This window comes from Enterococcus sp. AMC1252, from assembly GCF_058216515.1.
Genome location: NZ_CM177097.1, coordinates 3,475,445 through 3,488,260, shown reverse-complemented (window position 1 = coordinate 3,488,260; position 12,816 = coordinate 3,475,445). Strand labels below are relative to the sequence as shown.

Here is a 12,816-nt window from a genome sequence, read left to right as displayed (position 1 = left end):
TTTGACAATTATCTGGAATCATGGCATACTTTGTATGTGAAAAAGCGATTACATTTTTGAAACACAAGAATAGTTTCTTCTATTTTAGTAGCGCTTAAATGACAATTAGGGGGAAAGAAGATGGAGTATAAAAAAGTAGCAAAGGAAATCAATGAAGCACTCGGCGAAGATAATATTCAGGCTGCCGCACATTGCGCAACTCGTTTAAGGCTTGTTCTAAAGGATTCAAGTAAAGTAGATCAGAAAGCTTTAGATAATAATGAGGCGGTGAAAGGAACATTTGAAGCCAATGACCAATTCCAAATTATCATAGGTGCTGGTGATGTAAACAATGTATACGATGAACTTCTAAAAATCACCAATGTGAAAGAAGCTTCCACAGCTGACCTGAAAGCAGTCGCATCGAATGGCAAAAAAAGTACTCCTATTATGACCTTCATTAAGATATTATCTGATATTTTTGTTCCGATTGTCCCAGCACTTGTTGCGGGTGGATTATTAATGGCTTTAAACAATGTATTGACTGCTCAGGATTTATTTGGTCCTCAATCAGTCGTGGAACTATTTCCGAATGTAAAAGACTTTGCGAGTATCATCAATCTATTAGCGTCCGCACCTTTTGCTTTCCTACCGATCTTGGTTGGTTTTTCTGCTACTAAGCGCTTTGGTGGAAATCCGTATCTAGGGGCTGCCATGGCAATGGCGATGGTTATGCCTGATTTAGTCAATGGGTATGGTGTGGCGAATGCAATCGCAGATGGAAGTATGCCGTATTGGCATATTTTTGGAATGGATGTTGCACAAGCCGGCTATCAAGGTTCCGTACTGCCTGTATTAGTAGTTTCGTGGATTTTAGCGTCTTTAGAAAAGTTTTTCCACAAACGTATTCCCAATGCATTTGATTTTACATTTACACCAATGCTGGCCATCATTATTACTGGTTTTTTAACCTTTATTGTTGTGGGGCCAATGATGAGAAGTGTATCGGATGGTCTGACAGAGGGTCTTGTTTGGTTGTATGATACAACAGGAGCAGTCGGCTTAGGGATATTCGGTCTATTTTACTCACCGATTGTCATCACGGGATTACATCAAAGTTTCCCAGTCATTGAAACAACTCTATTAGCAGACATAGCGCGAACTGGCGGATCATTTATTTTCCCAGTTGCCTCTATGGCAAATGTTGCCCAAGGGGGAGCGACGCTTGCCATCATGTTATTAACAAAAAATAAAAAACAAAAAAGCTTAGCAACGTCAGCAAGTATTTCTGCCATGCTAGGTATTACTGAACCGGCTATTTTTGGGGTCAATTTGAAACTTAAATTCCCCTTTATTTGTGGAATGATTGCCTCAGCTGTAGCCTGTTTATTTATCGGTGCTTTCCATGTGCTTGCAGTAGCGATGGGACCAGCAAGTGTAATCGGATTTATTTCAATCGCACCAAAATCAATTTCATATTTCATGATCGGTATCGTTATCAGTATCTGCCTAGGATTTGTGATAACTTATCTATATGGGAAACGTCATATGGATGTTTTTGTAGGCGAAGATGAAAAAGCTGGAGAAGTTGCCGTTGAAATCAATGAAGATCCTGAAGCGAATGTAGTAGCGGTTCAAGATGAAGTACTGGTTTCTCCTGTAAGTGGCACACCTATTTCCTTGGAAAAAGTAAATGACCCTGTATTTGCACAAGAAATGATGGGAAAAGGGATTGCAGTGATTCCAGAAAATGGGATGATTTATGCACCTGCTGATGGAGAATTAACGGTTGTTTATGATTCAAAGCATGCATATGGACTTAGAACAACAAATGGTGCAGAGGTACTGATTCATATCGGCATTGACACAGTCGGATTAAAAGGCGAAGGTTTTGAGACAAATAGAAAATACGGTGAATTAGTAAAAAAAGGAGACATTTTAGGTACCGTTGATTTAGAGAAGATTAAACAGGCTGGTTTAGATAGTACTGTAATGATGATTATTACAAACACTGGTGACTATGCCGCTGTAGAAGTTATTGATCTATTGAGAGTGGACGGAGGCCAAGATTTATTAGCATTAAGTGCTCATTATAAAAACTAATTAGTGGAAGCAAGTGATCGAACCAATTTATCTACACCGCTTTTAAGATCCAAAAGCTGATGGTGTTGGGACTTCCCTAGTATCATTCAGCATTTGGATTATCTGCCTTTTTAAGGATAGAGACTATCTAGCTAGTTAATCAAGGATGATTAAATGTTTGTAAAAGCATCGGAAATTTCCTTTTTTCTTGTAATAAGTAGCCTGGCATGATTTAATATACCACCGCAGCATCTACTCCTGTTGCGGTGTTTTTGTAGTGGGTAGCTGGTTTTAACTATTGAACAGGTTGAGCGGGCTTAATAAGACTTAAAAGTGTTGGCATTGATTTGAAAGTTCGTGAGTTGAGCATAGTTTAAAATGCTAAAGTACAGTTATTAAGGAAGCAATCCAAAAAGAAATTCAACAAAAAAAGGGATGCGATATAGACGGTGAAAAAATTGATCCCTATTATTTTGAAGACATAAGCTTAGATTTACTATCTGAAAGATGTAAGTTGTCAAAGTATACATAAATTCGTCAGTTTGAAGAAAGCTATAACGCATCACCAATAAATTATTTAAAGCAAGTACGAATTATTCAGTCTTTGTTTTTATTATGGGAAGCAAAAAGAAAGCTATTCTCCATGCTAATCAACAAATTAAAAAGTGAATTCTGTAAAGGTAGAATGCAGAGAAATACTTTAGGAAAAAAGTGGTGAAGGATTGCCAGATAATTGCTGATTTCCTTATTTTCTCATAAATAAAGTAATTTTTACCAAAAAGAAATGTAAATTTCCCGAACTTTCGCTATAATAAGCAACTTCCATAAAACAACTTTTAATAATAAAATTTAAACTCAGTGAAAGATGAGCTTTTACAAATTTAAGAATTTTAAGAAAATGAATAAATAGAGATTGCAATAATCGCAATCTCTATTTATGTTTAGTCATTATCTTCAACTCTAACGTTAGACATAATAGTTGAATCAGTTTTATTTACTACTCTAATGATATATTTTTCGCCAGCATTAAGTCTATGGGAGTATAAAATTTGTTTTGTGCCAGCTTGTTTTTCCAATTGATTGATATCTCCATTTTCTCTAACAAGTTCTACTGTAAGGTTTTCTCCAGTTTTTTTGTCCACATAGACACGTACTATAGCTTCAATACTTTCTTTATGTATTACCCCTTTAATCTCTTTTTCTTCATGGGGAAGATATTTAGCTCCTTGATATTTAGGAACCAAAAAGAAAACAAGTGAGAAAAGTAAAATGACTATAACAACACTACCTGCTTTTATTGTATTTTTTGAAATCATTTATACCCTCCTGAACCATATCCCCATCAGCGGAGTTATCACCATAGCCAGTATCTTTCCAAATTTTTATAGCTTTGACCGGCCCAACATTAATAAGAAGTGCAGTATATGCTATTAACTTATTGGGTTTTCCTTTGTTAGCATCACTTAGGATTTGAGCACCACCAGCTCCCATTTTGAGGGTTTCATCACCTAGAAGAAGACTTCCTTGACCGTAATATCCAAATAGATAGTTACCTAAATAATCAGCAGAGTGATTAACGTCTATTCCGTCTTCTTTAATAATGAAATCTGGTGACCATTCTCTTGACCAGAGAGAATAATTTTTATCGCTAAATCCACGATTTTTTAAATCTAATGGTTTAGCTGTATTTACCATATCAACAAACTGCAAATACTTTAATGTGTTTCTTCCAGATACATCTATTGCATCATCACCAAGTCGTCTAGCAACCGCTTTTATATCCACATCGAGACCTTGTAAAAATTTTCCTAATCTTTTTTCAGCATCTTCCAACTCTTTATCAGTTGAGTTAGGATTAAGCCTAACTTTATCATACTCATCAAAAGCAGGTTTTGCCAAAGAATAAAGGTAATTTTCATATACACGAGCGATTTTCTCGGCTTTTTCAGTAGGAGACAAACTTTTATCATCTTTAATCTCTTGAACGAGTTTCGCATAGTCTAATGGCAAAACAAAGTTATTTTTCCATTCCTTATTAATGCTCTTTGCCCAGTCAAGTTTTAGCTTAGTGGTGCTATACATACCGTTAGAACCATCAAAGCAGTTCGTACTAGAAAGTGCAGATAAACCTTGGCTGACGTTATCTAGCAACGAGTCAGCAGTAGTATATAAATCAGAACAAGAACCCTCTAAATCATGTAAAGATTGTATTTCTTCCCTAAGTTGATGAATTTGAATAGTAATTGAATTAGAGCCATCTTCAGCATTAACATTTCTAGTTCCAAAAGATGGGCTATTAGTCATTAAGCTATTTCTATATAAGATTGATTGTCTTTGTTGTTCTAAACGTTCAATAATTCTGTTTAATGCATCTTCATCAATTTCTTCATTCTCAATCTTTTCAGCTATTCGACTAGCAAACGTTAGATTGTCATTTGTAATTTCATCATTTGCTCGAACTTGACCACGTAAAAGTGGAATGTGGGCAGTTTCGGCGTAGCTTTTGGCAGCTGACCACGCATCACCTGTTAACTCTGACGCCCCTATAAAGCTTTGCATACCTTGCATAATTTGATTTAAGCCGTCATTTTTAGTAGATAAAGAGGTATTTATCTGATCTAAATAGCTAGTTATTTCACTTGCTCTTATCTTTAACCCCAATAAATAGAACCTCCTTTAGCAACTCTCTTGTTTTAGTTTTATCTGTTTTTTAAGTAAATCTTCTTCTTTATTAACTAAAGCTTTTTGCTCTTGCTGTAAATTTGAATGGGTATCATCTAAAATTCTCATGGACTGTTTGTATTCATGTTCATTGTCTTCATGAGCCATATGTAAAAAGCGATTTGCTTTGTCGCCTTTCCAGTAATAAGCGAGTTCTTCCAAAATATTGGTATTTTCTTTATAGATTTGATGGGTAATGTCATCAGCTTCTGTAAGTTTTTCAGTTTGCTTTTTATTTTCGTCTAAACCATCTGTCAGATTTTGCAATGCTCGATTAATCGCAATAATCTCATCTAAATTATCTTTCTTTTCTTCTGGCATTTTCTAACCTCCATTTGCAATCTGTGCATCTTTTTCAGCAAAAGTAGTTGCGATTAAGGTAAAGTTCGCTAAGTCATTAGATAATGCACTACCGTATTGACTAGTACTTATTAATGATTTGCCATTTGTACTTTTTCACATACCGAAAGATTAGAAAAGCTAATTGAAGACGAGTTAACACTGGTTTCAAGTGCTGAATCTTTTGCGCTTGATATAGGAGTTATATAATTAGATGCTACGCCTATATCTGAACTTATTGTTCCATTTGACATCTGGTTCACCTCTGTTATTTATTCTATATTAAGTTTACCATTATATACATTTTGCAACAATGTTAACTTTTTATTATGGATTAGGAATTGAAATATAAGAAAACTAATCTAATAAAAACCAAAGCTTCGCGTCCTTGATACCAAACGGACGCGAAGCTTTTTTATCTCATACGTCACTTTTCTCATAATAAAGTAATTTTTACCAAAAAGAAATGCAAATTTCCCAAACTTTCGCTATAATAAAGAAAATAACCAAAACAGGAAGTGGAAACATGAAAAAAGCAGACCGACAACGGTTGATCAAACAACTAATCACAGAAAATGAAATAGAAACCCAAGACGACCTGATTGCACGTCTTGAACAATCTGGTGTCAAAGCAACCCAAGCCACTGTTTCAAGAGATGTTCGCGAAATGAGTATCGTGAAAACCCACGGCTCAGATGGTCGAGTAAAGTATGCTTTATTCTCTCAACAACAAGCATCCAGCAGTGAAGATAAGCTAAAAGAATCCGTAAAAGATTCAGTGATTCGCATGGAACGTGTCCAGTTTATGGTGATCGTCCACACCGATATGGGGGCAGCCGATGTCGTGACGAATTTCTTGGATGAAGTTAGTTATGAAGAAATTGCAGGGACGGTCGCAGGAGTTGATACAATTATTATCATAGCTCGTTCAGAAGATGACGCGATAGCCGTTGTTGAACGTTTTGAAGCAATGATGGATTAAAAATACAACCAATCAAAAAATGAAGGGAGATTTGGTTACATGGATTTGAAAGCGTTACAAAACGGGTCAGATATAAGAGGAATAGCAGTAGATCACGAGGAAAAAACAGCGAACTTAACACCAGCGCAAGTCGGGAAAATTGCAGTAGGAATGGTTCATTGGCTTCGTGATGAAAAAAATTTAGCTGAAAAACATCAAGCGGGAAAATTAAAAATCGGTATCGGACATGACAGCCGTATTTCAGCAGATAGCTTAAAACAAGCTTTGATCGACAGTTTCGTTGAGCAAAATGTGGAAGTGATAGATTTTGGTTTAGCGACAACACCAGCAATGTTTATGGCTACTCAATTTCCTCAATATGATTGTGATGCAGCGATTATGATCACAGCTAGTCATTTGCCGTATTACTTTAATGGCTTAAAGCTGTTCACTAAATCTGGTGGAGCGGAAAAAGAAGATATAACGTATATCCTGGCACATGCTGAAAAACCAGCACTGGTAGCAAAAGGAACAGTAACCAAAACTTCGATTTTAGATGATTATTCCACTGATTTAACAGATAAAATTCGTAAAAGCATGAAAACAACAGAAGAAAAACCGCTAGCTGGTTTTCATATTATAGTAGACGCTGGCAATGGCGCAGGCGGCTTCTTTGCAGAAAAAGTCTTGGGTAAACTTGGAGCGGATACCACAGGTTCACAATTCTTAGAACCTGACGGCATGTTTCCAAACCATATTCCAAATCCAGATAATAAGGAAGCCATGGCAAGCATCCAACAAGCTGTTTTGAAAAATAAAGCTGATTTAGGCGTGATTTTTGATACAGATGTAGATCGTTCGGCGGTGGTAGATGCATCTGGCGAAGTCATCAACCGAAATAACTTGATTGCTGTCTTAGCGACGATTGTTTTGGCTGAATATCCAGGTAGTAGTATTGTGACAAACTCACCAACTTCAAGCCATTTGAAATCATTTATTGAGTCAAAAGGTGGCAAACAAGTGCGCTATATTTCTGGTTACCGTAATGTGATCAACAAAATGATCGAACTTAATGATGAGGGAATCGATACCCAATTAGCGATCGAAACAAGCGGACACGCAGCCTTTAAAGAAAACTATTATTTAGATGATGGTGCCTATGTTATCGCTAAAATTTTGATGCTGTTACCTACATTAAAAAAAGAAGGCTCAACGCTTGGTGATTTGATCAGTTCATTAAAACAACCAGCAGAAACCCAAGAATTACGTTTTGAAATTTTGGACAGTCATGTCCGTGATTATGGAGAGCAAGTAATTCGAGATTTAAGTGGGTTTGTTTTAAGTCAACGAGGCATGAAAGTCGATCCTGAAAATCATGAAGGGATTCGAGTAAATGTTTATGATGAGTATGGAAGAGGTTGGTTTTTACTGCGGATGAGTTTGCATGAACCATTGTTGGTTTTACAAGTCGAAAATGATCAAGCTGGGATGAATCAAAAGGTTTTAGAAGAATTGGCTCGTTTTTTTGAAGGGTATAAACAGTTGGATTTAGCTAAACTATACGAAGTATTGAAAAAATAATAAACAGCTAGGAAAGAACAAAAAAAGTTCTCTCCTAGCTGTTTCAGCTTACCACAGACTTGGCTCAGCAACTGCCATAATCGTTTCTCCAGTAAATGGATGTGTCAGGTGCAATTCATAAGCATGAAGCTTCAAGCGCCCGCTAGGATTTGGATGGTATAAAGGATCTCCACTGATTGGATGCCCAATACTAGCTAAATGTACACGGATTTGATGGGTTCGCCCAGTTTCTAAAACGCAATAAACGGCAGTTTGGTCTGTCTTTTTTGTATAAGATTCAATAGCAACATGGGTAACAGCGATATCACCACGTCGCTCATCAACGACTCGTTTTCGGCGATCATGTCGATCACGTCCAATTTTTTTACGGATGGTCAACGACTCTTTTAAATGACCTGAAATCACTGCTTGATAACGCCGGTAGATTTGTTTACTTTCCAGTAATCGTCCTAGAATTGGCAATACGAAAGGATTTTTAGCAAATAAAATTGCGCCGCTTGTTTCTTTATCTAAGCGATGGACCACATACGGTATCTGGTTCTTAGGTGCTAAGTAAGCAGCTAAATGATTAAGTAGCGTGTCGTTTTCATCTGGTTGATTAGGATGGGTTTTCATCCCAATTGGTTTATTTAAAATAATCAAATGTTCATCTTCAAATAAGACATCAATGTTCGTTTGGTTTCCTAAAAGAATCGTAGGTCGTGGATAATCTTCTGGTTCAAACTGTAAAGTAACGATATCCTCACTTTTTACAGGAAAATGAAACAGTGCTGGCTCTCCATTGATTGAAACATTTTTTCGAGTGCGCAAAAAGTGTCGTACTTTGCGAGGAACTAACCATTCTTGTTCAAGCAGTTCTCGGACGGTTTGTTCTTTAAAATTTTTCGGTAACTGGATGGATAATTCCATTTGTTTTCCACCTTTTCAATAGCGTTCTCTCTTAGTTTAACAAATGAAAGGATAAGTTCAAGTGGTTAGGTAGAATTAAAGTTAGAGGTAAGGAAGTTATTCATTTTTTGTGTAGGGGAAGTGAAAAGAAGCAACGTGTCTTTCAGACACCTTGAATTGTGCATCATCGAATCACTTCGTTCTTTGTGATGTACAACAATGGGATCGGAACGAAGTGGAGTGATTCGCTAGTAAGGTAACTTCTCTCCCTTCGGTCGCCAAGTATTGTTCATCATCTACTTTGACGAAGCCAGTCGTAGTGATTCACAACAAAAAGACCCACTCTTTGGGGAAGAGTGGGAAAGGAGTTAAAAATGAAAAAGTGTTTTGTTAGGGTTGTTTGTTGGTATACATATATAATACAAATCAAATATGAATTTTTTGTGTATTAATTTAACTGAAACTGTAAAGCTTTTCTAAAGAAGTGTTTAAGTTGCACTCAAAATTCCCTCAACTAGTTACCATTCATCGTATTTATCAAGCGCATTGTCCAGCTAAAGTCAGTTTTAGTGATTGTATCATCGCCAAATTGTTTCCCATCACGATCGATAGCATAAACAAACATTCCACCTTTTTGGCCATCTTTTGGATTCCATTTCGCATAAGCATAAGCACGGCTAGTGACATAAGGTTCTACGGTATCATTCCACCGATTGCGATCTTGTTCTTCTGGAAAAGAGATGCCAGGAAGAAACTGTTGTGGTTTGATCGACGTTTTATACGTGTTCCATGTGTTATCCAAAGAAGTAGCAGAGCGACCATAAGCTTGGACAAATAAGTAGTCAAAGTAAGGTGCGGTTTTTTTAAATAAAGAATGATTATCTTTATTTGTATCATAAATCAATAATTTTCCAGTATTAGAATTCGGACCTAATTTTTTAGATAAGGCTTTAAAAGTCCCAACTGCCATTTCCTCTTGCTTCGCAGTCAAACTAGATTCCATATCAACATCTAGTCCATCCAAGTTCCACGGTGTTAGATACGTATCAATGAGCTGCTGTGCATATTTATCATATTCAACTGTTGTCGGCGTAGTTCCTACATGAGGGACATTCCAAACTTCTCTAATATCAATCGTTCGAATCACGCGAGTTCCTCTAGCGTGTAATGTAGGGACATAAGTGTTTTTCAGCGTGTCCCAAAATTTTTGCTGATTTGTTCCGGGATTAACATAATGAAAAACAGAAACAATGTCCACCCCTTCTGGAATATTCGTCATCGCAGTGACATTTTGATCTGATAATGTAGAGTTTGCATCGTGAGGCATTGTAACATCTCGCCATGTGCGGTAATAAGCCATCATGATTGGATCTTGTTGCTTTGTTTGCGCTGCATTAGATTGAGTAGGAAAGAGATTAAAACTTAGCAAAAAGAAAATTGGAATAAGTAAAAATGTTAATTTCTTAGACATAAAAAACACTCCTCTCTTTTTTGTAAAACGGTTACATTTCAAAAGAAGTTTAGCATAAAAAAATCAAGAATAACATTAAGAGAGCTTCCGGTTGCCTATCTAGGTATAAGTTTCATTGTTTTCTGTTTTATTTGAAAATTTTCTCAGAACAAAAAGAGACCCACTCTTTGGGGAAGAGTGGGAAAAAGGAGTTAAAAAATGAAAAAGTGTTTTGTTAGGGTTGTTTGTTGGTATGTATTTATAATACAAACTAAATGTGAATTTTCTTTGCCTTAATTTATTTGAAATTGTAAAATTTTTCTGAAGAAGTTGTAAAATTAAGCAATACTGTCTAAATAGTTAAATAAAAGTTTTTTATTAAATAATAATAATAGAAAAAACCAAATAATTACATGTTTCTTTAATATAAATATGTTTTTTTACTTATTTTATGTATACTTAATGAGTTATATATAATTTATAAAGAGGATCTCTACAAGGAGGAACCATGAAAAAAAGTACAATCATGCTTGTTGTTAGTAGCTTAGTATTTGTGAATATATTACCATTAGTCAGTTGTGCAGAGAATCTAACATTAGCACAAGAGCCAGAAACTTCTACTGTTAATAGTGGTAATTCTGATTCATCAAATCAAGTTGAGCAAGAAGAGAGAGCGACTGAAAGTAGCTCAAGAGAAGTGGGAGAAAATGGTGAGTTGACAGAATCTCAAACTAGTTCACCAGAAACGATTTTGAATGAGATAAACGTTGACAGTAAACAGCAAGAACAACAACCAATAGATTCTAGTGTGAGTGGAACCTATAATTCTATCGATAACTTGTCAGAAGAAGCAACTCAACCTAGTACCTTCGCAGAAACAATAAATATTCCAGATCCTAATTTGCGAAAATTGATTAATACAAAGTTAAACCATAGTTCTGATTGGGAGACATATGAACCTACACAACCGGAATTAGCATCAATAAAAGGAATTTTTCGCTTAGACTTAGGTGGAGGAGATCATATTGAATTTACAAACTTAGAGGGTATTCAATATCTTACAGGTATTTCAAGTTTGTATTCTTACAATGTTACTTTTTCGAACTTAGGTGATTTGAAGTTGATTAGTAATTTGAAGCAGCTAACATACATATCAATGGGTGACACGAACATTGATAATATAGACTTTGCTACAACATTACCTAATTTGACAGGAATGGTTTTCCCTTCAAATCGTATAAGTGATATTCGTGCAAGTCTAGATTTTTACAATTCTCCTAAGAGAAAACAGTACAACTTTACTAGACAAAAACTCACTAAGGACATTACTTTAGAAGGAAATCAAACGATGTTAGACCCAATAGAAATTATCGGGGTTAATGGAAATCAAGTTTCAATTACTTATGAAAATTCTAGCAGCTATTTTAGGTTTGAAAATGGCAAGTTTATTGGTGAAAATTTACAGCCTGGACAAACGCACATAATAAAATATTCTTTTGCTGATAAAAGTATTAACCATGCAGGAAGTATGACTGGAACTGCTACGATTAATGTTAAAATTCCTATAGTCAAAGGTTCCGATGTGACGGTAAAATATGAGGATACCGAAGGGAAAGAAATATCTGATGCTAAGGTATTAAATGGAGCTATTGGAGAAACATATACAAGTGAACAACTAGCAATTCCCGGTTATACATTTAAAGAGGCCAAGGGTGATGTAATAGGCAAATTTACAGATACCCCTCAAGAGGTGGTCTATGTATACACCAAAGATATAGTCAAAGGTTCCGATGTGACGGTAAAATATGAGGATACCGAAGGGAAAGAAATATCTGATGCTAAGGTATTAAATGGAGCTATTGGAGAAACATATACAAGTGAACAACTAGCAATTCCCGGTTATACATTTAAAGAGGCCAAGGGTGATGTAATAGGCAAATTTACAGATACCCCTCAAGAGGTGGTCTATGTATACACCAAAGATATAGTCAAAGGTTCCGATGTGACGGTAAAATATGAGGACACCGAAGGGAAAGAAATATCTGATGCTAAGGTATTAAGTGGAGCTGTTGGAGAAACATATACAAGTGAACAACTAGCAATTCCCGGTTATACATTTAAAGAGGCCAAGGGTGATGTAATAGGCAAATTTACAGATACCCCTCAAGAGGTGGTCTATGTATACACCAAAGATATAGTCAAAGGTTCCGATGTGACGGTAAAATATGAGGACACCGAAGGGAAAGAAATATCTGATGCTAAGGTATTAAGTGGAGCTATCGGAGAAACATATACAAGTGAACAACTGACAATTGCTGGTTACACTTTTAAAGAAATAAGAGGAGATGCAAGTGGGAAGTTTATTGTCGATCCTCAAGAGATTGTTTATATCTATACGAAGTCAGCCGCAAGTGGCAATCATAGCGGTGAAAACAATCATATAAAAAATATGCAGCGCAATAATGAACAACAAATATCGGGTAATCAAGCAAAAATAAAAAAATCCAGCAAAGCAACAAGTAACTATTATCAACACACATATCCTAAAACAGGAGAAAATCAATACTTAGGGAAGCGTCTAACGCTTTTAGGGATTATTCTGATCGGGCTATTGGCAGGTCTATCTATCTGGAATAAACGAAGATCATTTAAATAGACCATCTGATAAAGATAGAGGCAAACAAGGCCCTCTATCTTTATTTTTCTAGACGGAGTTTAGCTTAAAAACCTAAATTTCTTGATAGATTCTTAAGCTTTTCTACATAAAAACAAAAGAAAAACGTGTTAAAATAGTCAGAAACAAAATTTCAGTGTA

General features: G+C 35.9%; 9 protein-coding genes. 4 read left to right on the top strand and 5 right to left on the bottom strand.

What is annotated here, in order from left to right; all coding sequences use genetic code 11:
- Positions 1–120 precede the first annotated feature (120 nt).
- Entirely contained in the window at positions 121–2,082 is a 1,962-nt protein-coding gene (locus AC4BB5_RS16525; RefSeq protein WP_490457152.1) for a sucrose-specific PTS transporter subunit IIBC, read from the top strand.
- 920 nt (positions 2,083–3,002) lie between these two features.
- On the opposite strand, the gene AC4BB5_RS16520 is transcribed toward AC4BB5_RS16525, so the two are convergent.
- Genes AC4BB5_RS16520 through AC4BB5_RS16510 form a run of 3 tightly spaced genes read right to left on the bottom strand, consistent with a single transcriptional unit; the run spans position 3,003 to position 5,103 of the window.
- Complete coding sequence (locus AC4BB5_RS16520) at positions 3,003–3,377, bottom strand: hypothetical protein (protein ID WP_490457151.1); 375 nt, start codon at positions 3,375–3,377, stop codon at positions 3,003–3,005.
- Positions 3,346–4,722 carry a T7SS effector LXG polymorphic toxin gene (locus tag AC4BB5_RS16515; protein ID WP_490457150.1) on the bottom strand — a complete coding sequence of 459 codons (1,377 nt, stop codon included), beginning with the start codon at positions 4,720–4,722 and terminating at the stop codon, positions 3,346–3,348. The genes AC4BB5_RS16520 and AC4BB5_RS16515 overlap by 32 nt, the downstream gene beginning before the upstream one ends.
- Positions 4,723–4,737: 15 nt before the next feature.
- Positions 4,738–5,103: a DUF3958 family protein gene (locus tag AC4BB5_RS16510; protein WP_490457149.1), complete on the bottom strand. Its 366-nt coding sequence runs from the start codon at positions 5,101–5,103 to the stop codon at positions 4,738–4,740.
- Positions 5,104–5,647: 544 nt separating this feature from the next.
- On the opposite strand from AC4BB5_RS16510, the gene argR reads away from it, so the two are divergent.
- Together argR and AC4BB5_RS16500 are read left to right on the top strand one after the other, a co-directional pair.
- Positions 5,648–6,103 (top strand): arginine repressor, encoded by a 456-nt coding sequence (gene argR, locus AC4BB5_RS16505; protein ID WP_086314480.1) that lies wholly within the window; start codon positions 5,648–5,650, stop codon positions 6,101–6,103.
- 39 nt (positions 6,104–6,142) lie between these two features.
- Positions 6,143–7,663 (top strand): phosphohexomutase domain-containing protein, encoded by a 1,521-nt coding sequence (locus tag AC4BB5_RS16500; RefSeq protein ID WP_490457148.1) that lies wholly within the window; start codon positions 6,143–6,145, stop codon positions 7,661–7,663.
- A 48-nt stretch (positions 7,664–7,711) separates the two neighbouring features.
- Here AC4BB5_RS16500 and AC4BB5_RS16495 read toward each other — a convergent pair whose 3' ends face one another.
- Both AC4BB5_RS16495 and AC4BB5_RS16490 read right to left on the bottom strand, forming a co-directional pair.
- Entirely contained in the window at positions 7,712–8,572 is an 861-nt protein-coding gene (locus tag AC4BB5_RS16495; protein WP_490457147.1) for an RluA family pseudouridine synthase, read from the bottom strand.
- Between the two features lie 493 nt (positions 8,573–9,065).
- On the bottom strand, positions 9,066–10,022 hold the full coding sequence (locus AC4BB5_RS16490; RefSeq protein ID WP_490457146.1) for an endo-beta-N-acetylglucosaminidase: 957 nt from the start codon (positions 10,020–10,022) through the stop codon (positions 9,066–9,068).
- A gap of 487 nt (positions 10,023–10,509) precedes the next feature.
- On the opposite strand from AC4BB5_RS16490, the gene AC4BB5_RS16485 reads away from it, so the two are divergent.
- Entirely contained in the window at positions 10,510–12,657 is a 2,148-nt protein-coding gene (locus AC4BB5_RS16485) for a MucBP domain-containing protein (protein ID WP_490457145.1), read from the top strand.
- The last annotated feature ends 159 nt before the right edge of the window (positions 12,658–12,816 follow it).